Genomic DNA, 23,870 nt, shown 5'->3' with positions numbered 1-23,870 from the left:
CTGACCACGGCTAATTTAATGAAGATTTGTGTCACCATGCAATTGGGAAATTGGAAATCCTACGAGGAAACAGAAGAGCGTATTCGTGCCATGGAAGGTACAGAGGAACTGTTTGGCCTAACCAGTATTAGTGCTTCTCAACTATGTCGTCGAGTCAATGCTTTACCTTCAATCCTACCACGGCAGTTATTTCTTGCCGCTGTTACCCAATTGAATAAGCTGACGAGTAAAGGAAAAGGGATCCCTTCTTTAGGTCGTCTTCATCTCGTAGATTCTTCTTCTCTGCTTCTTGGACCTACACTAGGAAAGTGGACGTATTTTACAAAGCATAGTAATTGCGTGAAGCTACATACTCGGATTGTGGTAACGGATCCCGGCACAGCTTATCCCGACATGGTCATTCCTTCTACAGGTAATGTGGATGATCGTGAAGTCATGCTTGAGCTCGTAATAGATCCTCATGCGACCCATGTGATGGACCGTGGCTATGTGGATTACAAAAAAATGGACCATTGGGTGGGAAACCAGATTCCATTCGCCATGCGTATCCAGGCTGGGCATAAGACGAACATTATAAAATCCTATGAAGTTCCCGATGGCAGCAGGGTTAAGCTAGACGCCTTAGTCGTCATGGGGAGTAAATTCAGATCCATGGAACAGCCCCTTCGTCTTGTTGAATTCACGGATGAAGAAGGGAAAGAATACCGTGTCGTAACCAATCGCTGGGATTTGAAAGCCGAAGAAGTAACCGAATTGTACCGGCACCGTTGGATCATTGAACTGTTTTTCAAGTGGATGAAACAACATCTACGTCTAGTTAAACTACAAAGTACCCAACCCCAAGGGATTTGGAATCAGATTTTCTTTGCTATGACGGCGTACTGTGTCACTTTATATGTTAGGTTAATTGAGAAAACTAAGAAGACCACCTGGAAAGTACTCACCCTTCTCCGCATCCATGCCGAAAGGACATGGAAAAGTTTTCTCCATGAGTTACACCGTTTACCTGTAAGAACATCGAAAGGAAGACAAAAGAGAAAGCACCCGCCAAATGAAATTGAACTTCATGATGCAGGTGTGGCCATTGTAAAACCAGTGGGGGGAAGTACTAGCTCGATGGCAAAATATAAGAAAAAAAGAAAATAATATCCAATTTTTGGATAACTGGGTTCACTTACAACCCCCTTGACTTTTTGGCTCAGAACCAAGAAATTGGAATGGAAAAATTATACATAAGAGCAATATAAAGTAATCGTGATATACCCTTGTGGATATTTTTGCAATGCTAGTGGAATTTCTCCGTTTATTTTTTAAACGTCTTGAAATCAACATTCAGTTAACTAGAAAAGCGCAAGCGACTTGCCCATTAACGTTCCTTTATTGTGAGATAAAGGAACGTTGGCGATGGAGCTAGACAATAAAAGAATACGAAGGGATACCTAAGTTTATACAATCGGTATCCCTGCTTCTTTTTTAAAACATGATTTTGAAAGGTGAAGAAAATGAAACTTTATCATTCCATTCTTGATTTAATAGGAAATACTCCAACAGTCAAACTTAATAAAATTCCTGACCCAACTGGTGCTGAAGTTTATATAAAGCTTGAGTCCTTTAACCCCGGCGGAAGTGTAAAGGATCGGGCTGCGATCAATATGATTGAACAAGCGGAGAAAACAGGAAAACTGATTCCTGGAAAAAGTACAATTATTGAACCAACCTCTGGAAATACAGGCATCGGCATTGCCATGGTAGCAGCCGCGAAAGGTTATCGCTGTGTGATCACCATGCCGGATAATGCGACTAAAGAGCGGGTGAAAATATTGAATGCATACGGGGCAGAAGTTCATTTAACTCCAGGAAATTTGCGCATGCAAGGAGCAATTGATGTAGCCAACCAGCTGGCCTGTGAAATACCGGATAGTTTTATTCCGATGCAGTTCGAAAATCCAGCAAATGCAGATGCTCACCGCGGGACGACGGCTATCGAGATTTTAGAAGCTTTCGAAGGGAAACTTGACGCCTTGGTGGTAACGGCGGGAACTGGCGGTACTGTTACAGGCGTTGGAGAAGAACTAAAGAAATCCATTCCAGATTTAAAAATATATGTCGTCGAGCCATTTGGATCGCCAGTCCTTTCAGGCGGTCATCCCGGTCCTCATAAAATCCCCGGAACAGGTCCAGGCTTTATACCAAAAATATTAAACCAGGAAATCTTCGATGAAATCCTGCTTATTAAAGACGAAGATGCCGAAGTAATGGCGCGCCGACTCGCTGCTGAAGAAGGAATCTTTGTAGGAGCATCAAGTGCATCCACTGCCCATTTTGCTGTAGAAATCGCGGGAAGTCTTCCTTCATCAGCACGAGTTCTTTGTATAGCTCCGGACACAGGGGAGCGATATCTATCCTCCGATCTATTTCCGGGATAATGTCGAACTTGCCTCTTTCTAAACATTGAACACAAAGGGGACGACAACTCTCTGTTTCCTTTTGAACGCGAAGCGGGACTTGCGCCTTGTAATTGTGACAATTCCCCTTAGAGACCTGGTCATACATTGAAGATTCCTATTAAGATGGTGTAATTGTTAATGAAAATGGGTCAGTCCCTCGCTGCGTAATAGTATCGGGGGACTGACCTTTGAATTTAGGCATTTTTCTTTATTATAAATAAAATACGGTTATAATGATACTAAATATAGTACTATAATAAAAAGAGGTGTAGGGGTGGCTAGTGTTGAGAAAATAATCGAAAAAATGAAGAATCAACCTAGGGGAGTTAGGTTTAACGAGGCTAAGGTTCTGAATCACTTTGGCTATATCTTAGTAAGGAAAAAAGGCTCTCACAGACATTTTCGAAACGACGCTGGAGATTTGGTTGTACTAAAAGAGGAAAGCCCCATGAAGATTTCATATATTGAGGATATTTTAGACCGCATTAATGAACTCTAAAGGAGAGTGAAAGTTGTGTCAAACACTAAACCGAAAGATATTAATTATTATATGTCCCTCGATTATACGATGGTTATAAACAAGGTGAGAGAGGAAGATAAAACATATTATTATGGAAAGTTTGCCGAACTGGATGGCTGCCATACAACATCCGATACGGTAGATGAATTAATAAAAGAACTTGAAGAAGTAAAAAAAGATTATCTTGAAATAAAGTTGGAGTTTGGCGATCCTATTCTCGAGCCAAATGAATTGCCGAGCGGGAAAATTAATCTCAGAATGCCTAAAACTCTCCATTGGAGATTAGCTGGAGAAGCTAAGCAAGAAGGTATCTCTTTAAATCAGTATATGATTTATAAGTTGAGCCAATCCATTAACGAACATTAAATAGCACTCTATATGCTAGTGCAGCTTAATAATATAACCAATATATTCAAAATAACCACATCAGAATGTTAATTTTCGTGTAGGTATGAGAATTCATAGGCGAATAATTTCCTGCTAATCTATTAGAGGAAGCTTACGAAGCAGAAATAAGCGAAGATATTCCGATTAACTGCTCTAAATAAGACAAAATCCAAAGATTTGGATGATATTAACGGAAAAACTTCCTTTACTTTTAAGGAAATATGGGTATTTCTCAATATAAACGGAATTTATCCGTTTATTTTTCAAATAACAGTGAAATCAACATTCAGTTAAACAGAGCCTATATTTTACAATGAAAAAGGGTCAGTCCCCAGATAATTGGACCAGCCCCCATATCTATCATAATATTAATTGGTTAATGCATAATACTTGTCGATCATGTCCCGCAAGAAAACAACAGATTCTTTTAACTCATGAAGACCATTGACACCATCCTCAATCGATATCCAACCATCAAAGTCAACAGATTTAAGAATGGTAAAAATTTGATGATAATCATTTAATCCTTTGCCGATTACACCATGAGAAAGAGCTTCCGAATATCCTTCATTCACATACTTTTGTATGTCTTCTAATGAATAACCTTCTGCCAAATAGCGATCACTTGCATGGGCGGTTATGAGTCGGTTTTTCACTTCCTCCAATAAAACAATCGGATCTTCACCGGCAAATATGGCGTTAGACGGATCGTAGTTGACTCCAAAATACAGAGATGATATTTGTTTGATGATTTGAAGAAAAACCTCTGACTTCTGCGCAAATTCAGGATACATCCAAAATCCATCCTTATAATGATTTTCCATCACAAGATGCACATTTTTACTCTCTGCATATGGCAACAGTTCATTAATGGCGTCAACCGTCCATTGTATTCCTTCTTCTATAGATACTTCCGGCCTTCTTTGACCAGAAAGAACCCTACAAGATTGGAAGTCGCCCGGGCCAAGGAAATGCATTACATCGATCATTTTTTTCATTTTATTTATTTCATTTTCTCTAAACGCGGCATCTGGATGTGTAAAATCCGGAGAAGAGCACATCATCGGAATGATTAAATGTTCTTTTTCAGCCGCTTTTTTTATACTTAATAAATATTGTTCGGATGTATCCTTTAAGAATGTAGGGTACAGCTCCAATCCATCCGCTCCCAATGTACCTGCTTGTTCTATCCACTCAAAAATGGTCATCCTGCCATCTGACAGCTCTTCCAGATATCCTTTTGGAAATACCGAAATTCGTGGATTCTTGTTCATACCTCTCCCCTTATTCGCTGAACCAAATCGGATAAGATTTTTTTCAAATCCTCTTTATTCGTGCTCGGACTAAATTCTTTTTTATCAATTACTAAAGGTGCGCCAACTACTACTAATGGTGCGCCATTTTTGGGCATTTCGGCTGCTTGTTCAATCGTTAAGCCGCCTACTGCTTGTATAGGAATTGTAACCGCCTTAAAAACTGCCTCTAAATGATCAAAGGGGCTTCTCTCAGGATCTTCTCCTCTTTCATCGAAGCCTGTATGTACAATGATATAATCGACGCCATTTTCTTCTAGCATCTTGGCTGCAGCTACTGGGTCTGCAGCCGCCATAATATCGCCCATTACTTGTATACCGTATTCTCGTGCTGCTTTTACAACTGCCCTAATCGTAGCTGGATGTGCGACCGCCATGACGACAACATGGGTAGCGCCGGCTTTTGCCATCATCTCTGTTTCCAAATAACCTCCATCCATTGTTTTTAAATCAGCAACAATAGGATGATCTGGAAATCTTTCTCTTAAAGCAGCTACGGCATGAAGCCCTTCCGCTAATAGTAATGGAGTTCCAACCTCAATCCAATCAACCCCTGATTCTACAGCAACTTCTGCCATTTCCAATGCCTCTTTTATGCTTGTTAAATCCAGTGAAATTTGTAAAATAGGTTTCATATACATGCATTCCTTTCAATCTAGTTTATGAATTTGGCAGGATAATAGATTTTGCTTGTGTTAATGAGTCCATCTCTTTGAACGCGTCCTCCCAATCCTCGATCGGATACACTTTAGCCATTGGTAAAGGATCAATTTTCCCTTGCTCCATCAGCAATAATACCTTCTCCCACATCGGGTAATTATGACTAAATGACCCTTGTAGCCTAGCCGCCTTTTGTATTAAAGGGTCGAGTGAAAAACCGACAGGCGCCGGCCCCCAGCCAATCTTTGTAATTTGTCCCCCTGGTCGAACAACTTCAACGCCTTGCCTTAGCGTCGTTGAATTTCCCACAGCATCCAGTACTAGATTAGGGCCAAAGCCATCACCTAGTTGCATGATTTCTTCAACAACATTCTGTTTAGAAGCGTTAATGATATTGTCCGCACCGAATTCTTTAGCAAGTTCCAGGCGATTCCTATCTGCCTCAATTCCTACCACGGTCAATGAAGCCGGGGAAAAAAGTTTAGCGATTTGCACGCACATTAATCCTATTGGCCCCGGTCCAAAAATGACTATATGATCTCCCGGTTTTATGTCGGAATGATGGGCTACAGCATTATAAGCGACACATGCTGGTTCAGTTAATGCCGCCTTTTCATAGGAAACCTCCGCGGGAATTCGATGGATAATCGACTCCCTCGTTTTGACATATTGTGCCATCGCACCATCTTCCAACACTCCAAACCCTTTACGTTCCGGACATAAATTGTATTCACCCGTTCTGCAATAGATACAAGTTTCACATACATATGACGGGGTTTCGCTGACCACCCTATCTCCTATTTTGATATTTTTTACATCGCTTCCAACATCGGCTACAACCCCTGAAAATTCATGGCCTAATATGACGGGCCGCTTCACTTCAAACCCTTGGGAGTCATGATACATATGAAGGTCACTTCCACACACCCCCACAGCTTTCACTTCCATTAACACATCTTTTGGACCAATCGTTGGCATTGGGACATCTTGTAGTTTCACATTTCCTTTTCCAGATGAAAAGTTTACGATAGCTTTCATAAAAAGCCTCCTTGTTAAAGGTTATGTATGATGCTTAATAGATAATGGTGAATCACCTATAAATAACTTCTAATTAATAAATTCATGAATGATTGAGAGAGATAACAAATAGTCTATGAAGCTTGGACATGGAGGGGCTATTCGTAAGATGAATTGATAGTAGAACCAGATTAAATAGGCAACGAGGCTAAACAGCGCCCCAATACTGGATAGTGGCCAAAAGTACCTTTGCATGCCGGTAATGGCCAGATAGGAACAAACGATACAAACAAAGGATTAATACTTACCATTAAGAACGGAGATTTGTATACTAGTAATCAAGAAAGTTGGTCTTTTCCGAGTTCATTATATTCTAATTGATCGATATTTACAATATATTTTGACAATTCGTTTAAGTAGTAAATCAATACGTTCACCTAAATATGATAGTGTCTATGTATATATTTTCAAATAAGTAAGCATACATGATTTAGATTTAAAAGTGCCATTCCCCCGCTACGCATAAATGATTTTGATATTTATGTAGGTGTTAGATTGTGAAGAATCCACTTAACTCATATTTATAAAATGTTTGTCGAACAATTTATAGCGTAGAAGACAGGTATTTTTATTGAAAATAAAGAAATACCTACCAAACAATTTTATTGAAAGTAGGTATTTAATCTAATGAGTAATGAAAATAACAAAAAAATCGACTTCATTGATGATGTTAGAGAATTAAGTGTACGTTATGCAGATATTTCAGGGTCGAAATTTATTGAAAACTTATGTAAAAGTCTATATTTCGAAAATGTTGATTTAAGTGGGACCAAAATTATTGATGCTAATCTAAGTAACTTGGAAATTGACGGTGCGCAAATTGGAGGCGCATATATAAAGAATATCGGTATGCCACCTGAAGGTCATCCTTTATATGATCCTAATAATATGAAGCAAGAACCAGTAAAGTTTGAGAACTGTGATTTGAATAATAGTAAAATAACGAACTGTAATTTATCCAATGTGGAGATTGATGCATGTGACATGACAGGATTGAAAATAAATGGGATTTACATCGAAGATCTACTTGCACTCTATAATACCTCAAAAGATACTTAATAAGTTTCTTTTCCAGCAAAAGGGAAGCGTCTTTTTAATGACATTATGCAGGGTTTTTACTAATATAATAGAAAATAGTAGTCGCTCCAATAACAGGCAGATAGTAAAATGGATCGCTTCAGTATCTTTCTATCGGCTATATTGCAAATAACATAGTTAACCCCAACCTTGTAGGAAGGGGTTAACATTAATTACTTGGATATAGGATAAATCAATTTCTAACTCTCAGTTTTATTAAAAAAGATTTTATAAGGTAAAAATAGTGCAGCTAAAGATATTAATAAAAAGATAATATCAGGCATGAATGTACCAAAGCCAATTATATGAAGTAAAAAGAACAAGGGATATACCCAACATACATACCAGGACCACCGAAGTCCTTTACGATAAGCATTTAAAATAATGGCAAAACCAAATAATGACATACCCAATACTAAAGAACCACGTAGCTTTAATTCAATTCCGGTATCTGTTTGATCATTTGATAGATATGCTTGTAAAACTGACCCATCCCCTACTGGTCCATTTTCTCCTGAAATACTTATTATAAGCATTAATATTTGTATAAGAAGCAATAGAAACCAAGCCTTTGTTTGTAAAAACTTCACTTCAATCACCTCCTTATACGTAATTGAAATTATAGAATAAGTGTCATTTTCGGGAAGTAGATATTATACAGGGAGACCATTTAGTGGTACACCTATACCTTATTTGAACGAATCCTTAAAGAATAATATTAGCGTGTTATTTAATTTATTCCTTTTTTTATTCTGTACCATAAAACTTTCACTTTGAGGATCTTCATTATAATTAATTAAGCATCAATATTGCCCTTGATTCTTTTTTCTGCCTTTAAATCAATTACGCCGGTATTTATGGCAACCCACGTAGATCGAGAAAGTATCAACCATTTCCCCGCTCTACCATTTTTTCCATCAGGAAACAAAGATTCATGATATCCCTAACAATCCTTGAGGCGATAATGGACGATCCAAGCTCATCCCCAAGTATTTTGAAATCCTTTTGCAAATAAGCAGGCTGAGTCAAAAACCTGCTAAATATGGAAATATCGGACCTATTAAGGTAGCGCAAATGATTTAGAAAACATCTGGTAAATGCATTCAGTGCATTACAATAAGTTTAAAAAGGTAAGGCCCGTGTTTGCGGCCTTACCTTTTTAGTGTGACTTTTTAGGAAATAAACTGCCTCAATTTATCGTATGGTTCACCGCACCTAATTAATCAGCAGTTCTTTATTACACCTTACTAAAAACATTAATTTCATATGAATATCATTGTTATATAAAACAACCCTATTCACATAAATCATTCCGGGAGCTAGATTTTATGTATTTTTAAAAACTATATTTACAATCTTTTATTAGATTCCTAATATCGCAAATATTCCCTTTGTTATTATAATAAAAAATTTATGTGCCTGTCACATTTAGCTAGAGCTTGGAAATGGAAAGAAATCAGCAGTGGAAGGCAACTCAGAACAACTCTTTTTGTGCTAACCATTGATCTAAATCAACTGACCCCTGTACACCTAACAGCCTATAAAAGTAGCGATATATAGTACGGTATTGTGATATATCCGGAGGAATCAAAATTGTCGAATAACCTGTAAGGAATGAAGCAGCCGAAGTTTCATCCAACATATACTCCAATCCGATAAAATCAAATTCCCTAGGTCCAATCGCATACGCTTCAACATCGACCACGGCTGACAGTATTTCATCTTTAACTAAGAACTGAGATGGATCAAGATCAATAAATACGGGGCAAAAGTGATCCGGTACCGGCAGAACACTAAGTTTACGAATCATGGAATCTAGCAGTGCTTTAATTTTGTTATCTTCTTCATAATCACATTCGACTAATTCGCGCATAGTTTGGGACAGACGGTCATGAAATGATTCTTTCGGTTCCCTTTGTGTGATGGCAAGGTTACCGAAGTATTCACAACGATGCAAATGTACTTTGGCAAGCCAGATTCCAAACTGGTGCAGGAGCGATTCAGGTTGCCCTATGAAGGACTGAGGTGCTTCACCATTCATTTTCTCGACGACAAGATATTCCTTGCCATCTATAATTTTATGAGCATGCACTCGCGGTGTTGGAATGCTTGAAATTGAACCAACCATAGCAGCGTTAGCTTCAAAATGGCACATTCGCCTTGGATCAATCCCAAACAGATTATAGCAACCTAACCAAAACTCATGGTCCGGTGCTTCATTCAATCTGGATGAACGTACGACAAACTCCTCCGAATCCGTCTTGACCAACCAAACATCGCTGGCATGACCAGAATAACCTGGATCCAGATACTTTATTTCTTGAATCTGTTCATGAAATAATTGCTGAAGCTGTGAATTGATAGACATGGTTTAAATACTCCTCATTTGTTTATCTGCTGTTTTCCCCTTAAATTGAAAACCCCGAAATATCGTAATTTACTCCTTTTCGATGTATACACTGCCGGTATGCCAAACATGTACAAACAAAGTTTGAAATCCCCTTCATTTTCTATTTAATTCTACTTAGGAAAAATAAATCCTTTTTTTGAAATGACTATTTAATTAAAATTTCGCAGAATAAAAAATAGTTATTGTCGCTCTCTGTATAGAAATGACGTACAAAACTACTTGTAATAGAAATTAAAACAAGAGTATTCTTAAAATAGAATTAATTTTCCTTTATAAATAATGAAAATTAATTGGTTTCTATTATTCGAAAAAATATAGGAGGGGTTGTATGAAAAAAGGTTTTTTGTTAGCTTTATCTCTTTTTCTAGTCCTATTCTCTATCCCTGCCCAAGCCGCAAGTACCAAATCTCCTAAGAGCATGTTCACAGTTGCCTTCAATGGTAATCAAATTCCTCAAGATGTAATCACAAAAATTGAACAAGCTGGAGGCACCATCGTTTCAAAATATGAAAAGGTTGGAGCACTTCAATTCAGAGGGCCAAGTTCATTAATGAAATCACTGAAAGGACATAAATCCGTTCAGGCAGTAAGCCCTTCCTTCATGGTACATTTACCTAAAACTAGTGTTGTAGAATTCAATGAAACCACTACTGTTAATACCCAAAATGCAGACTTATATAATTTGTATCAATGGGATATTAAGCAGGTTACAAATGATGGAGACAGTTATAATATTGAAACCGGCAATCATAACGTAGTAGTTGGAATTATTGATACCGGAGCAAGTCCAAATCACCCAGACTTGAAGGCTAACTTAATGGGCGGAAGAAATTATGTACCTGCCGGCGGATTCAGCGGAACTGAAACTACCGAAACCGGGTCCCGGACAGATTATGTTGACCGGAACGGCCACGGCAGCCATGTAGCCGGAACGATTGCTGGAAATGGCCGGATCATGGGTGTTGCACCGAACGTAGGATTTAAAGCCTATCGTGTTTTTGGAGCGGAAGGTGGTTCCCCAACATCCGCTATAGCAGCAGCCATGGTTGATGCTGTCGATGATGGAGTCGATGTAATCTCTATGAGTCTAGGCGGATTTGATATTTTGGGCCAGTATTATTGGACAGACCCTGAAACCGGCGAGACATTTAAAATGGGAAATGACGTAGCTGACCGCGCAATTTATAAACGAGCAGTGAAGTATGCGGTTGACAATGGGGTAACGGTTGTTGTTGCCGCAGGAAATGAAGAGTTAAACGCTACAAATAAGAAAGAAGTCACTGATTTCATGAATGTAGAATATGGACCAGAAGGGTATAAATTTATCGGAGCAGGCTTTGAGTTACCCGGCACTGTTCCAGGAGTTATTACTGTTTCTGCAACGGGCCCGGATAAATCTTTAGCCTCCTATTCCAATTACGGGGCAGGCTTCATTGATGTAACAGCACCTGGAGGGGATTTCCAACGTTATCCGGATCCGGGTTATCATTTAGATATGTGTCTAAGCGCTTATACGGATACTGGCTATGTTTGGATGGCTGGTACCTCCATGGCAACACCAAAGGTATCTGCAATTGCCGCTTTAATCATTGCTAAATACGGAAATATCGGCCCGGTTAAAATTGCTAAAATGATTGAAAAATCAGCAGTTGATATTGGACCTAATGGAAAAGACATTTATTTTGGTAATGGTATGGTTAATGCATTTAATGCATTAAAATAATTCCCGAGCTAAGGCCACGGTAAAAAGGGCCTTAGCTTTTTTTATTAGTACCTCTTTTAGAAGGAAACTACATTATTTTCAAGACTTTTTTAACAAAAAAGACTTTCTCGTTAAAATTAGCAAAAGTAAAAGCAAGCCTAGAACCACGACTACATCGATCCATTCATAATAAGGCTTCATATTTTCATTCATCGCTACGTTGATTATTTTAGCACTTGAGGTTCCTCCATCGGCCCCGAGGTAAAACCATGAAAAATCCCAAAACCAATGAATTCCTACTACAAACCATAAGGATCGAGTCACGACATAACAAATAGCAAAAAATAACCCCGCGATGAAAAGAAAGCACATTCTAGCAATAGCAAAATCTCCATCTATCAAATGCCCTAATGTAAATAAAATTGCACTAATGACGACAACGATTTTGGGGGAATAAGGTAAAATGCTTACAACATATCCACGGAATACGATTTCTTCAGCAAACCCGATATATACTGTTGAAATCAATAAAATAATAGTCGAAACCATAAGGGCATTCGTATCAACAGACAGGTTTTGTATTCTAATTGCACCTGTACTATACATGACACTAAATCTGATAAGTTGAAAGACTGTTCCTATTAAGCTACCAAAAAGAAAAAAACGGAACCAACCTTTTTTCACTTGTAGACCTAAATGGGACAGCCCGCCCAATTTTTGCCATTTCGGTATAAAATGCATTAATATAATTGAACACAAAGCAGAGACGACCCATATGATGTCGTTCTTTTGCATGACTGTGAAAATGATTGTACCCCATAGGAATAATAATCCTATCATTTTTAATAACACGAGCTTCCTCCTCACTACATATATCATTTACTAAAAGATCCTAATAAGACATCATCACTTCGTGCGGAATAGAAATTCCTTGGTGGTTTTTTCTGTGAAAATCTCCCCTTATTTTTAAAGAAATATGGGTGTTTCTCAAAATAAACGGAATTTGTCCGTTTATTTTTCAAACGTATTGAAATCAACATCCTGTTATAACAAAGCCTTAAAAAAGAAAAAATACTACACTCCTGCCCAAATATTAGAAAAGACAATATCCCACATCGTCATCGAGGATATTGCCATCATAGGTATAGTATCTATTCACTTTCAAATTTGGGAACCTGGGATGTATCCGTGATTCCTTTATTTAAATCCCTCTGCAGCGAAAATCCAAATTTTTGATCCATCGGTATACTTGCCTTTACTATCTACCATTAACTTAATATATCCTTTTTTTCTATCATGGTCAGTTATCGCAATATCATTTTTTCCCTCTGCTTTCAAAAGGATAATTGACACCGGATGATTGAATACCTCACTCTTTTTTGCGACACGCCATTTTCCTGTTTTGCTATTTAACGTATACGTTCCATTTTTATTTACGGTTAATGACCCTTTGTATGCACCATCTTTATACCTGCTTCCGGCGTAATTGCCAGTGTCTTTATAAAAATAGTCAACCATCGTGCCTGGAATCCATAGTTTCCATTTTCCATAATAGTTATCTACCCTAGCGACGGTGGTTTTTAAAGTAAGCTTTTTCCCTTTATAAGTTGCTGTAATGGTGGCGTTTCCATTTTTTCCTGTAAAAGTAACAACGCCAGTGGAGCTGACTTTTGCCACATTTTTATTACTAGATTTCCAAACCACTCCAGATTTAAGCTTTACCTTTTTACCATTCATATAGATTGCAGTAACGTTCACCTTGATTGGCTTTTTACTATAGGTCAACTTTGTTGTTGTCGAAAGTTTCTTTACTACATTCCCAACAGTTGTAGTCGCGCTTGTCTTTTTCCCTTTATATGTCGCTGTGATCGTCACCTTACCAGGCTTACCGGTAAATGTAATTTTCCCTTTTGAATCAACCTTTGCGACATTCTTATTATTAGACGTCCACTTTGCAGAGCTACTTTTTACAACCGCTTTGGTTTTGTCGCTATAATTTGCAATAACCGACAACGAAACCGAAGTTGGACTGTATTTAAGTTTTTCCTTAAACTTAATCGAAGTCACTTTAGGAGTGTATGACTTTTCTAGAGCATACTTAAATGTAACAACTGAATTCGAAATACTGGTAATCTGTAATTTAACCATATTTCCATTCTTGCGTTTAATGATATACACATTTCCCTGCTCAACTTTAATGAGTTCTTGAAAACCACTGCCTGGAATTTGATTAACACTATCGTATTTCACCTTGCCTAGGCCGACAATCCCATTCGCACCCATCTCCGCACCATCACGAGAAAAAGCAACATCAGCATCTGTCCCCCGTGTCATTTTTCCTGTCTCTAAATTCATTCCTCCCAGACTAAGCGGACCTGACCAAGGCAGATTAGTGCCAGGAATAGAAGTGTCATACTTTGCCTCCTTTGTTCCACCCCAGGAAATAGCTCCTGCAGACCCTACAGTACTAAAGCAAAGAAAAGCCAACAAAAAAACCAACAAGCTACCTAATCGTTTCACTTTTTTCCCTCCATTAGCCAAAAATGCTTCTTAATACATATATTATAGGAATAATGTGGAAATTCCTACTTGCAAAAGCAAATTCCTAAGCCTTTCAAAGATAAAACTTCACACATGAGTATTAACATATGTAAAATGGTCTTCTTTGTTTACCACAGCCTTTTTAGAATTTCATTCACTTTGTTTTATCAATCAACTCCATATATTGTAAATCTCCATATCCTATTGTCGGGAAAACTTCGAATAACCGCTTAAGCAATTCGGATGTGGGCAAATGTTTATTTTTTAAAATGTATGTTATGACCCTATTATTTTCTGTCTGCAATTCTAAAAATAAATCTATGGCCTGATACATCACTGGAAGTACTTCATTTGTTGGTTTCCTATGATTGACCAATACTTCTTCATAGACATAATAATAACTGCCTAAAGCAAGCTCAATTTGGCTTACTTTAAATTCATCCTCTCTAAAGCTATTTAAAAAAACTTTACCTTTATACTGAGACTGTTCAAGATAAGCAAGGATCGTGAGAAGATTCATCTGACAAAACATATCTTCTCCAAACCATAAAACAATATAGTTATAGTTTTTCTCGAACAGATTATGTAGGGGCTCTATTACCTTATTCCTATAATTTTCTTCAGACTCATTGTGTCCTGCCGCTCTTGTTTGAATAAAGGCATGATCGAAAATAGATGTCGTAGTCGCATTTACACACATAGCTTCATTGAATGGTGCATAATCTGAATCGCCCATAAGCTTTTTATTTTTAAACTCCTCATACATGAATTGACCGTTTAAAATGTTCAGTACATCTTTGTCAAACAATTCTCTCTTCCTACTTTTTAATTGTTCAACCTCGGTTTCTCTTGAGATATTCATTTTACAACCGTCCTCTCCCTGGCGAATAGTTAGTTTAGCAAATGATTGAATAGGCATTTGGTTGACTTGAAATTCTCGTGGACTAACACCAAAAACTGTTTTAAAAGCCCTACTATAGGCTTCCTGCGATGAATAATGATAATCAAAGGCAATATCGATTATCTTCCGATTATTCGCTAAATCCTCTGTCGATAAATACAGCCTTCTCAGTAAAATGTAGCGCCTAATGCTTATACCTGTTGCCTGATGAAATTTAAAAGAACAATAATAAGGAGAATATCCCATATAACTTGCCAAGCCCTCTAGCGAAAATTCATCTTTTAAATGTTCTTCAATCCAATCAATTACCCGCTGAATATATTCATTCATTTGCCTCACTCCTAGACAAAATTATAGATAACATTGATTTTACTTTTTTGATAGTTGTTGTGCTGTAACAAAATGCTGTTCCACCAAATTTAAGCATAACGAGTCGTTCTAATAAAGAAAAGCCTATCCAAAACTTTTTTGTCTTGGATAGGCTTTGTTCGTTGGTAAAGGCCCCGATTACATGGTAAGCTTCACACTACCAGTTTAAGTGACGATTTTTCTGACTAATCATTCGGCTTGCTGCCTATAGCGTGCCGGTATACGAGTTGTCCGCCTAACCATCCACCGATCAGGAGGAAAATAAGTCCTAAAAATGAGAGGGAAATGGAACTCGTTAACCGCCACCCGAATGGAGTTTCAACACCAATACGAATAAAAAAGCTGGCTGCATACATCGTTATTGCCGAAATCATAATGGTCATATGGCGCAAAGCAATGCGTTCAGGAGCACCCTTCTGAGGAATGACTAGAAAGTCAATTGTGCCCGTAATAAGCGCAGGTATGGACATAACAAGCCCTATCGCAAGATTATAAAATGAAAAACTCCACCAGAACGAGGCATCAGTCCATACTCCAAGCAAATCACCAAGTAAGGACACGGGCAACAGAGCCATTGGAAAGTGAGTAACGACAGGGTGTACTGGATGCCCGAATAATCTCAACTTACCTCGCTGTTTCAATGATGACCACCCCTTACAAGATTCCAAAAAGTAAAAGGATAAATGCAACAACTGCAGCTAAAGCATGAATTAGGATTAGTCCTTTAGGATGTGGCTTTCGGCGTAAATGGAAGGAAAATAGTACGAATCCGCCAAGCGCGGCAATGAGAAATAGAATTAAGGAGATAATTGGAAGAGTCCCTGCATTTCCCTGTAAAACTCCAAGAATTAAAGTAACAAGCCCAGCAGCTGCAACAGCACCATGTAAAAGCGATAGCGGCATAGGCAACTCCCTCTGACGAAGCCCTAAAACCCCAAGCAATAGACCACCAAGCGCAGCAATTGCAAAAAGAATAACAGATGAGACTAGCATCTTTACACCCCCTCCATTTGCAAATTTAGGTAATTATCTTTATTCAAATGAATAAAAGAATAATTCTAATTAATCAACATAATATTTGATTAATTAGGTATTACATTATACTTACGAATTTTTAAAATATTTACTTGTCCAATTATTTTTTTTTTCGGATTTCTAAAAAAGGATCCGTCCCTGGAAAAATTCATCTTTACGGAGGTAATCGGTTTGTATATTAACTTAGATCAACTCCCAAGCCCACGCCGCGATATTTTGCATTATCTTAAGCAGCATGGTTCAGCAACTGTAGCTGATCTATCCTCCCATTTGCAAATGACGGGAGAAGCAGTTCGTCAGCATCTCCTCCAGCTTACACAGGATAAATTTATCCAACGGCAATCTGACAGAACCCCAGCTACAGGTGCTGGACGGCCATCTCTATACTACAGTCTTACTGTGGATGGAGAGCATTTGTTTCCTAAACACTACGACGGGCTAACTGTAGAATTGATTGACACCATAATAGAGCAACTTGGAGAGGACTCTTTAAAACAAGTCCTTTCCAGCATGACAGAAAATTGGGTTCAACGATGGGAATATCAGTTGCGGGCGTTAAGTCTTACTGAACGTGTATCTGCTTTAAAGGGGATTTATATGGAAAATGATTCATTTATCGAAATGGAACAGAATAAGGAGGAAATTTTATTGATTGAACGGAATTGTCCGTTCGCTAATGTTGCAATGAAGCGACCAATCCTTTGCAGTGTGACGGTTAACGCTCTTACAAAACTGCTTGGACTCCGTGTAATCCGTAAGGAAACCTTTCAGAATGGCGACGGTCGATGTGTTTTCAGCATTCTTTCTAATCAATCAATTGACACCAAGTCGCATACCTTTTTATTAGAAGAGTGATACTATCTATCATGCTAAAAAACGATATGCTTCACCTTAGTTATTTTAAGTGGCAAAAAAATAAGCATTGGAGTTAAGTCCCAATGCTTATTTTTATTTGGTTATTTAATCCTCACTAGGATGATGCTTTTGCATGAACTAAACAATAATTATTAGTTATCTTAATACCTTTTTCTGTTCCCTTTTCACGAGTATATTTTTCGAACTGCATTTGGACTTTTTCTGAGTACGTTTCTTTAACATAATCAGTAAACTTCTTACTCTGGCCAAAGAATATGTAGTTAATAACATCTTCTGGGGTAGGTATATAAGCAATTTCCTCTATTGTTTTTGTCTTTATGTCAGCAAAACCACTATTCGCCAAGTTTCCATTAATTTTGTCAAGGGTTGCTTTTCCTGTGGAATTTGAACCAATCCATCCTGGATAGTATTCTCCAATATCAGATATTGAATTATATAGGTAAAGCAATAAAATTGGACTACCAGATTTCACTACTCTATTACCTTCTGGAAACCAGCTTGTCGGTCCTTTCTTCGTATAAGCTACATCAAAGTAATCCGTTGGAAACGGAAGCCCTAATCCATCTTTTGTATTCCCAACAACATATCTAACATTAGGCTTTTTATTTCTATTGGCAGTTTCTATAAAACCTTCCGTCATATCATATCCAACAACTTCTTCGGCATAGTCAGACCAGCTATTCGTATACTCGCCATGGCCACAACCAACATCAAGTACTTTCCCGCCACGGAGTATGTTCCTTAACTCCTCAGATAATATTTCCTCTGCTGGTATTCCTTCATACTTGAAATTACAAGTATACTCATATTTCCCTGATTCAGCTGCCATATAGTCCATTCTTTCTTTATAAGTTCCTTTAAAAAGGCGATTGGATAAGTTGGGAAACAAAAGTCACCTCTCCCTTCAATTAATAGAACGATAAATCAATTAAAAAGAAGTTTCATCAACAATCATAATCTTTATTTAAATAAACCTTTTTAAGTACTTTGAAAATATTTTGTTCATAACTTTTGGGGTGTTTTCCAAATAAACATTAATTTGTTCAAGATTCGATTCGAATTTATCAGAGTTTCTTTCATCTGTTGGAAAATCAGATATTCCTTTAATAATTATGCACTCAACATCATTCTTCTTACAGATATAAGCAATTGCACCCGCTTCTGTATCGGCTATTGTTATTTCGTTTTCTTTAAGTTCTAAATAGTCCTTCCACATAACGACTGCTTTATCTGCGGTGCCAATTGTTCCTGTATAAAAATCACTTTCATATTTTGATAGATCAATATCGACTATGAACGATTGTTTAATAAAAGGCTCAATTTCTTTTACTGTGCAATCATATTGAACGGCTTTATCGGGTACGAAAATATCCAAATTACTATACTTATCATCTATTCCTGCACATGTTCCGGCAACGATTACCTTAGTTAAATTAAATGTAGAAATCATATACTGATTCCCGCCAACACCATTTACTTTTCTTACACCGGTACTATAAAAAACCAGTTCAGTATCATGAATTGTTCTTATGAAATACTCGCCATAAGGATAGCCGAAACGTTCGTTATCTTTTACGTCAAAGTATTCTAATGTCGCTTCATATTCCCACTTCGTTGCTATACTTATTCCTATAATCGACATATCACCTTACAGATATCATTATTCAATTTAGCAATTCCAGTCCAAGTGAATATAGAAGCTCACTGATTGGCCAGGAAAATACATTAAACCTATGGTGGCATTCCCATATAAAATACCTCCACGTTAAGTGGTATACGTCTATCATTATACCAAATGTTGGAATACCGTGATACGAGAGATTTGCTTCGTGCTTCTGAACCAAAGTGTAACCAATGAATCGGTTTTATGTGCCGCTACTTATTTGACCTCACTTTCATCCCATGCCTAAAGGCGTTGGGCTTTGGCGTTCGGAAAATCTGTAACTAGTAACATTTGATGGGTTTCAATAACCATATCAACCTCCGAATTTACATTTTCATTTCCCAGCACCACTAATCTCGTATATAAGGTGGTCCCTCTTATGTTTAAACCATATGAATGATACTTCTTACATGAAAAACTGCTTTTCCACTTTCGCCTTGTGTTGTCGACTACTCCAATAACAAATTGTGAGAATACCTTAATATAGTCAACATTATTGTTGAATGAAGGAGGTGTAATAATTTGTCGGAACACTATTATCATATTTGTAATCGAGGTATTGGGAGAGCAGTTGAAATTCGTACAACTTACGGAGAGGTTCATCGAGGCATTATTGAAGGAGTATCTCCAAATAGAGTATTCCTTCGGCCATTTGATGGTCCTCCCCGCGGATATGGTGGGTTTGGATATGGAGGTTATGGATATCCTTGGGGCTGGGGCTTTGGCTTTGCAGCTGGGATCGCATTCGGCGCAATTGCCACACTAGCTTTTATTCCATTTTTCTTCTGGTGAGGAATAAAAACTATCATTAATGCCTGTCTGTATAAAAAAATAAAGGAAACAAAATTAATAGCAGGCTAATTGTGTGTTAAAAAGCCTGCTATTTTTTAACACGTAGCGAATTAAATCTGCGTGATGAATCGCCATTTCCATTAGCATGTAGTTTTCCATTTCATGTTGAAAGGGCTTTCCATCGTGGAAGTAGTAAAATTGCACATTTACTCAAATACCCCTCTGCAACGAACGAGGGTACCTCATATTTGGGTTATTTTTATTGAATGCGTGATTGAGGGCTTTTCTCCTTAGAAAATGTGCAGAACGGTTAACGGCAAAGTCACGCATGTCACCTTGTTTTACTGACATATGATTCTTGCTGCACTTTCACATTCCTTGTAAGAAATATCCCTGTTTGAAGTGACAGGACTCCCATGAACTTAGGGACATTACTTTGATATACTCCCATTAATTAAACTTTATAGGAGGTTAGAAATGAATTATCCCTTACTAAGAAAGCTTTCTGTATTCTCAATTATTGGTGGAATTTTACAAATCATAGCAACATTTGGATTTGGATATCAGTATCAGATGGGTCATGACACAATGGGAGTAGCTGTAATTGTCGGGTTAATTAATGCATTAGGTATGATCCTTATTTTAATTGGTATGATTGCAGTCTTTTTGTATTCGTATCAAATTAAGGCAAGTCTAAATCTATTTATAAGCTTTATCGTTTTATTCATTGGCAGCATGCTTGAAGTAGGAGGTATGTGGACTGTTACTTTTGTATCCCCAATGCTTAAAGTTCATGCTGCAGAATTAGCTTCCACATGGCCAACTCCTTCAGGTGAGGGCTTGATGATCAGTTTACTTCTACTTTTTATTGGATGGGTTTATTTTGGTATCAGTTTAGCTACAGTAAAAGTCCTTCCTGTAATTCCAGCAGTCTTAGTCGCTGCATCACTTTTTTTAGATTTTGCTCCATTAGGCTTTATTAGTTACTTCGGGGGAATTTTCTGGGCAATCGGGATTATTGGGTTGAGTACTGCTGTTTACAAAAGAACAAAAACAGAAGTTGTTCAAGGAAAGGATGCAACATTAGCTAATTCATAACATTGCAATTTTTTAACATTTACCATGTTTTTTCAATCCACCTCATCCGAACTGAATTTTTAACATATCGGAAGAAATATACTCTGCTCCATTGAATATATTAAGTGTAACTTTGCCAATTCAATGGAGTAGGGAGATCTTCCTAATGAATAAAGACACCCACAAAATTCTAAACAATATTATAAAATTCATGTGGATAATTACAGCCCTGATCTCAGTTGGGCTCTTCTTTTTTAGTGTCTTCATACAACACACCATTTATCAAGTACCTTGCCCTACAAGCGGATGTATAGACTTTGCTCAATTAACCTTAGAAGAATCCGCTGAACTTCAAACTATTGGGATCTCCCTCATTTCCTACGCCTGGTTTAGAACAATAATGAATTTTATTATTGGGTTTGGTTTTTTTTCTGCTGGTATCTTTCTATTTTTGAAAAATAGTTCAGATAAGTTTCTCACATTTACTTCTATAATCATTATCGCCTATGGTGCTAATTTTGGTATGGATACATTAAGTCAAGCTTTTCCCAATATCATGTTGTTGACAAACTATATTGACTTTGTAGCTTCTGGAATCGTTGTTTTTCTTTTTATATTTCCCGATGGGAGATTTGTGCCTAAATGGACCATTGGCATTGCAGCTTTGTGGATGATCTTTTCATATAGTCGAATTTTCATGCCCAATTCCATTTTAAATCCAGAATTATGGCCATTTTGGCTTGATGTTGTTGGGTGGATGGGTTTCTATTTACTGGTCTTCTACGCGCAACTCTATCGATTTCGAAAGGTATCTAACTCGGTTCAAAAACAACAAGCGAAATGGTTAATTGTCAGCATTATCATTATTATTTTACACATTGGTTGGATAGGAATTTTTGGTGATGAACAAACTGCGATTTTAAAAGTTATTACTCCCTTGATGCTAACCACAATCATAGTAATACCTGTTTCTTTAGCTATTAGTATATTGCAATATAAGTTGTGGAATCTAGACATCTACATGAACCGTTTTGTTTTATATATCATGCTTAGTAGTCTTGTAGCGATCATCTATGCAAGCATTGTCGGATTACTTGGAACAATATTTCAGATAGGTGGTTTTTTCGTTTCCTTTATCGCCGTGGGAGTCACTGTCATACTCTTCGAACCGATAAAAGGGAAATTACAAGCTGCTATCAACCGTTTAATGTATGGGGAAAGTCGTTCTCCATACGCTGCTTTGTCCATGTTAGGACAAAAGTTGGAAGCAACGTCTGATACTAGAACTGTTCTTTCTTCCGTAGTTGAAACGATTAGTCAGGTGTTAAAACTGCCATATGCAGCCATCTATCTTTTCACAGAAAATTCTTTTCAGCTAGCTGCTGAACATGGAACTCTGAACACCTCACCAAAGAGAATAAATTTAGTTTACCAGAAAGATGTGGTTGGGGAGCTGGTCCTCGGGACTAGGGACTTAAACGAGGAGTTCTCTAATTACGAACAACGCTTGATTCAAGATCTTGCACGTCAAGTAGGTATTGCTGCGTATTCCGTAAAAGTCACAACAGATTTAATGAAGTCCAGAGAAAATCTTGTTACGGCCCGGGAAGAAGAAAGAAAAAGAATCCGAAGAGACCTCCATGATGGTTTAGGTCCGCAACTTGCAAGCTTAGGAATGAATATAGAGGCTGCGCGTAATTTATATAAAATAAACCAGGAAGCTGGTGACGAATTATTGATTACTACTCATAAACATTTAAAGGATGCTATAAATGACATTCGTCAACTTGTCTACGATTTACGACCACCTATCCTAGATGAATTAGGACTCACATTTGCTATTAACGATTTAATTAGACAATACAGTCATAGTGAAATTAATTTTCGGGTTTTTGTGCCTCCCACTGTATCCACATTACCGGCAGCCATAGAAATTGCTACATATCGTATTATTCAAGAATCAATTTCTAATGTCATTCGCCATTCAAATGCGACGGAATGTTTAATTAAAATAACCATGAATAACTTCCTTAAAATAGAGATTACGGACAACGGTAAAGGGTTTTCTTTTATTTCAAACAAGGGGATTGGGATGGACTCTATGCGAGAAAGGGCTGAGGAATTGAACGGAACTTTTCATGTAATTTCTACTCCTGAGCAAGGTGTGAGTATCCAAGCAATGTTTCCATTTATGAATCAGGGGGCTTAGCCAAGAAACCAATTTGCCATTCCCCTGTTTAGATGACATCAGCTTATAAAGGAGCCCAGTTTATTTTGCTGGACTCTTTTTTATTAGTCTGTAATATAAATGGATTGACAATTCAGAAATTATTATTTAAAAATTTCAAGTTTAGTAATAATAGTCTAAGTGCAAGAATATATATTTTAAAATGGGTGTTACTGAAAAGTGAGGGGATGAAATGAGGGGATTTAGTAAAAAGTCGGCTGCCTTGGGAGCAATAACTGGCGGAGGGTTATTGGCCATTAATATTATCTGGCAAGGATATCTCGATTTGACACTAGGAGGAGACAGTTTTCTCCATGATGTTACTCACTTTGCCTATTACCTTAATACTGCCATGATATTTTTTGCTATGTGTGGATTGTTAATTGGACTCTTTTCACTACACAATCATATTAAAGCTACAAAGGTAAACTTCTTGTGGCGAACGGGAATCTTTCTTTCAGGACTCGGTCAAGGACTATTTGGACTTGGAGCATTAGCTTTTTTCGTACATGGTTTCCTTGACCTAGGAAGTCTCCATGAAACGGTTGATTTAGTTGCTGGAATTAGTAGTATAGTAATGTTCCTTGGCGCCCTTCCGCTTGGCATTTTTTTAATCCGCATCAAAACATTTCCTCGATTCGGCACCATTCTATTTCTCCTTACAGTTCCAGTAGTTGCTGTCGCTACGACTGTCATTTATAATGTGAACGCACTCATCGGAGGTATATTGTTCGGAGGTATTTACGGTTTGGCATGGATCATTACTGGATTCTATTTACGGAAATAGCATAATAAC

The 23,870-nt window shown here is 37.6% G+C and carries 22 protein-coding genes and 1 pseudogene; 11 read left to right on the top strand and 12 right to left on the bottom strand.

Annotated features, from left to right (window positions below; all coding sequences use genetic code 11):
• The 3 genes from NQ185_RS14210 to NQ185_RS14200 all read left to right on the top strand — a co-directional run.
• On the top strand, nt 1-1,146 hold a 1,146-nt coding region (locus tag NQ185_RS14210; protein WP_257582591.1), incomplete at its 5' end, for an IS4 family transposase.
• 356 nt (nt 1,147-1,502) lie between these two features.
• Entirely contained in the window at nt 1,503-2,426 is a 924-nt protein-coding gene (gene cysK, locus NQ185_RS14205; RefSeq protein WP_257582590.1) for a cysteine synthase A, read from the top strand.
• A gap of 535 nt (nt 2,427-2,961) precedes the next feature.
• Nucleotides 2,962-3,333 (top strand): type II toxin-antitoxin system HicB family antitoxin, encoded by a 372-nt coding sequence (locus tag NQ185_RS14200; protein WP_257582589.1) that lies wholly within the window; start codon nt 2,962-2,964, stop codon nt 3,331-3,333.
• 389 nt (nt 3,334-3,722) lie between these two features.
• Here the strand turns inward: NQ185_RS14200 and NQ185_RS14195 are convergent, their stop codons facing one another.
• Genes NQ185_RS14195 through NQ185_RS14185 form a run of 3 tightly spaced genes read right to left on the bottom strand, consistent with a single transcriptional unit; the run spans nt 3,723 to nt 6,365 of the window.
• The gene (locus NQ185_RS14195; RefSeq protein WP_257582588.1) at nt 3,723-4,628 is read right to left on the bottom strand and encodes a sugar phosphate isomerase/epimerase family protein; all 906 of its coding nucleotides are present in this window, start codon (nt 4,626-4,628) and stop codon (nt 3,723-3,725) included.
• Nucleotides 4,625-5,302: an orotidine 5'-phosphate decarboxylase / HUMPS family protein gene (locus NQ185_RS14190; RefSeq protein WP_257582587.1), complete on the bottom strand. Its 678-nt coding sequence runs from the start codon at nt 5,300-5,302 to the stop codon at nt 4,625-4,627. The genes NQ185_RS14195 and NQ185_RS14190 overlap by 4 nt, the downstream gene beginning before the upstream one ends.
• A gap of 25 nt (nt 5,303-5,327) precedes the next feature.
• Nucleotides 5,328-6,365 carry a zinc-binding dehydrogenase gene (locus NQ185_RS14185; protein ID WP_257582586.1) on the bottom strand — a complete coding sequence of 346 codons (1,038 nt, stop codon included), beginning with the start codon at nt 6,363-6,365 and terminating at the stop codon, nt 5,328-5,330.
• Nucleotides 6,366-7,031: 666 nt separating this feature from the next.
• Between NQ185_RS14185 and NQ185_RS14180 the strand changes: the two genes are divergently transcribed.
• A complete protein-coding gene (locus NQ185_RS14180) occupies nt 7,032-7,463 on the top strand; it encodes a pentapeptide repeat-containing protein (RefSeq protein ID WP_257582585.1) in 432 nt (143 codons plus the stop codon).
• Between the two features lie 218 nt (nt 7,464-7,681).
• Here the strand turns inward: NQ185_RS14180 and NQ185_RS14175 are convergent, their stop codons facing one another.
• Together NQ185_RS14175 and NQ185_RS14170 are read right to left on the bottom strand one after the other, a co-directional pair.
• The gene (locus tag NQ185_RS14175) at nt 7,682-8,071 is read right to left on the bottom strand and encodes a hypothetical protein (RefSeq protein WP_257582584.1); all 390 of its coding nucleotides are present in this window, start codon (nt 8,069-8,071) and stop codon (nt 7,682-7,684) included.
• Between the two features lie 884 nt (nt 8,072-8,955).
• Complete coding sequence (locus tag NQ185_RS14170; RefSeq protein ID WP_257582583.1) at nt 8,956-9,849, bottom strand: aminoglycoside phosphotransferase family protein; 894 nt, start codon at nt 9,847-9,849, stop codon at nt 8,956-8,958.
• Between the two features lie 370 nt (nt 9,850-10,219).
• On the opposite strand from NQ185_RS14170, the gene NQ185_RS14165 reads away from it, so the two are divergent.
• Nucleotides 10,220-11,614, top strand: coding sequence for a S8 family serine peptidase (locus NQ185_RS14165; RefSeq protein ID WP_257582582.1), 1,395 nt, complete (start codon nt 10,220-10,222; stop codon nt 11,612-11,614).
• Nucleotides 11,615-11,692: 78 nt separating this feature from the next.
• Here the strand turns inward: NQ185_RS14165 and NQ185_RS20265 are convergent, their stop codons facing one another.
• From NQ185_RS20265 to NQ185_RS14140, 5 genes are all read right to left on the bottom strand, one after another.
• Nucleotides 11,693-12,445 (bottom strand): CPBP family intramembrane glutamic endopeptidase, encoded by a 753-nt coding sequence (locus NQ185_RS20265; protein WP_257582581.1) that lies wholly within the window; start codon nt 12,443-12,445, stop codon nt 11,693-11,695.
• Between the two features lie 345 nt (nt 12,446-12,790).
• A complete protein-coding gene (locus tag NQ185_RS14155) occupies nt 12,791-14,113 on the bottom strand; it encodes an Ig-like domain-containing protein (protein ID WP_257582580.1) in 1,323 nt (440 codons plus the stop codon).
• Nucleotides 14,114-14,288: 175 nt separating this feature from the next.
• Complete coding sequence (locus NQ185_RS14150; RefSeq protein ID WP_257582578.1) at nt 14,289-15,365, bottom strand: helix-turn-helix transcriptional regulator; 1,077 nt, start codon at nt 15,363-15,365, stop codon at nt 14,289-14,291.
• A 224-nt stretch (nt 15,366-15,589) separates the two neighbouring features.
• A complete protein-coding gene (locus tag NQ185_RS14145; RefSeq protein WP_257582577.1) occupies nt 15,590-16,045 on the bottom strand; it encodes a DUF2231 domain-containing protein in 456 nt (151 codons plus the stop codon).
• Nucleotides 16,046-16,058: 13 nt separating this feature from the next.
• On the bottom strand, nt 16,059-16,397 hold the full coding sequence (locus NQ185_RS14140; RefSeq protein WP_257582576.1) for a hypothetical protein: 339 nt from the start codon (nt 16,395-16,397) through the stop codon (nt 16,059-16,061).
• A gap of 213 nt (nt 16,398-16,610) precedes the next feature.
• Here NQ185_RS14140 and NQ185_RS14135 point away from each other — a divergent pair, with 213 nt between their 5' ends.
• A complete protein-coding gene (locus tag NQ185_RS14135; RefSeq protein WP_257582575.1) occupies nt 16,611-17,294 on the top strand; it encodes a helix-turn-helix transcriptional regulator in 684 nt (227 codons plus the stop codon).
• A gap of 115 nt (nt 17,295-17,409) precedes the next feature.
• Here NQ185_RS14135 and NQ185_RS14130 read toward each other — a convergent pair whose 3' ends face one another.
• Nucleotides 17,410-18,144 carry a class I SAM-dependent methyltransferase gene (locus NQ185_RS14130; RefSeq protein WP_257582574.1) on the bottom strand — a complete coding sequence of 245 codons (735 nt, stop codon included), beginning with the start codon at nt 18,142-18,144 and terminating at the stop codon, nt 17,410-17,412.
• A 135-nt stretch (nt 18,145-18,279) separates the two neighbouring features.
• Complete coding sequence (locus tag NQ185_RS14125; RefSeq protein WP_308784551.1) at nt 18,280-18,951, bottom strand: 5'-methylthioadenosine/S-adenosylhomocysteine nucleosidase family protein; 672 nt, start codon at nt 18,949-18,951, stop codon at nt 18,280-18,282.
• Between the two features lie 549 nt (nt 18,952-19,500).
• Here NQ185_RS14125 and NQ185_RS14120 point away from each other — a divergent pair.
• From NQ185_RS14120 to NQ185_RS14100, 5 genes and pseudogenes are all read left to right on the top strand, one after another.
• Nucleotides 19,501-19,770: a hypothetical protein gene (locus NQ185_RS14120; protein ID WP_257582572.1), complete on the top strand. Its 270-nt coding sequence runs from the start codon at nt 19,501-19,503 to the stop codon at nt 19,768-19,770.
• Between the two features lie 210 nt (nt 19,771-19,980).
• Nucleotides 19,981-20,115: pseudogene (locus tag NQ185_RS14115) on the top strand (IS1595 family transposase); the annotation flags it as partial.
• A 132-nt stretch (nt 20,116-20,247) separates the two neighbouring features.
• Nucleotides 20,248-20,868 carry a hypothetical protein gene (locus NQ185_RS14110; protein WP_257582571.1) on the top strand — a complete coding sequence of 207 codons (621 nt, stop codon included), beginning with the start codon at nt 20,248-20,250 and terminating at the stop codon, nt 20,866-20,868.
• Nucleotides 20,869-21,013: 145 nt separating this feature from the next.
• Nucleotides 21,014-23,056 (top strand): sensor histidine kinase, encoded by a 2,043-nt coding sequence (locus tag NQ185_RS14105; protein ID WP_257582570.1) that lies wholly within the window; start codon nt 21,014-21,016, stop codon nt 23,054-23,056.
• Between the two features lie 211 nt (nt 23,057-23,267).
• On the top strand, nt 23,268-23,861 hold the full coding sequence (locus NQ185_RS14100) for a hypothetical protein (RefSeq protein ID WP_257582568.1): 594 nt from the start codon (nt 23,268-23,270) through the stop codon (nt 23,859-23,861).
• The last annotated feature ends 9 nt before the right edge of the window (nt 23,862-23,870 follow it).

This window comes from Lederbergia panacisoli (assembly GCF_024626525.1).
GTDB classification, from domain to species: domain Bacteria; phylum Bacillota; class Bacilli; order Bacillales; family Bacillaceae_C; genus Lederbergia; species Lederbergia panacisoli.
Note: the sequence above shows the minus strand (reverse complement) of the source record. Positions and strands in the feature narration are given on the sequence as shown.

What these genes read in the sequence shown, in the direction of transcription:
- NQ185_RS14130 (WP_257582574.1), bottom strand. Translation starts at nt 18,144, where the DNA reads ATGGCAGCTGAATCAGGGAAATATGAGTATACTTGTAATTTCAAGTAT.
- NQ185_RS14170 (WP_257582583.1), bottom strand. Translation starts at nt 9,849, where the DNA reads ATGTCTATCAATTCACAGCTTCAGCAATTATTTCATGAACAGATTCAA.
- NQ185_RS14190 (WP_257582587.1), bottom strand. Translation starts at nt 5,302, where the DNA reads ATGAAACCTATTTTACAAATTTCACTGGATTTAACAAGCATAAAAGAG.
- NQ185_RS14100 (WP_257582568.1), top strand. Translation starts at nt 23,268, where the DNA reads ATGAGGGGATTTAGTAAAAAGTCGGCTGCCTTGGGAGCAATAACTGGC.
- NQ185_RS14165 (WP_257582582.1), top strand. Translation starts at nt 10,220, where the DNA reads ATGAAAAAAGGTTTTTTGTTAGCTTTATCTCTTTTTCTAGTCCTATTC.
- NQ185_RS14105 (WP_257582570.1), top strand. Translation starts at nt 21,014, where the DNA reads ATGAATAAAGACACCCACAAAATTCTAAACAATATTATAAAATTCATG.
- NQ185_RS14180 (WP_257582585.1), top strand. Translation starts at nt 7,032, where the DNA reads ATGAGTAATGAAAATAACAAAAAAATCGACTTCATTGATGATGTTAGA.
- NQ185_RS14195 (WP_257582588.1), bottom strand. Translation starts at nt 4,628, where the DNA reads ATGAACAAGAATCCACGAATTTCGGTATTTCCAAAAGGATATCTGGAA.
- cysK (WP_257582590.1), top strand. Translation starts at nt 1,503, where the DNA reads ATGAAACTTTATCATTCCATTCTTGATTTAATAGGAAATACTCCAACA.
- NQ185_RS14140 (WP_257582576.1), bottom strand. Translation starts at nt 16,397, where the DNA reads ATGCTAGTCTCATCTGTTATTCTTTTTGCAATTGCTGCGCTTGGTGGT.
- NQ185_RS14185 (WP_257582586.1), bottom strand. Translation starts at nt 6,365, where the DNA reads ATGAAAGCTATCGTAAACTTTTCATCTGGAAAAGGAAATGTGAAACTA.
- NQ185_RS14110 (WP_257582571.1), top strand. Translation starts at nt 20,248, where the DNA reads ATGAATTATCCCTTACTAAGAAAGCTTTCTGTATTCTCAATTATTGGT.
- NQ185_RS14150 (WP_257582578.1), bottom strand. Translation starts at nt 15,365, where the DNA reads ATGAATGAATATATTCAGCGGGTAATTGATTGGATTGAAGAACATTTA.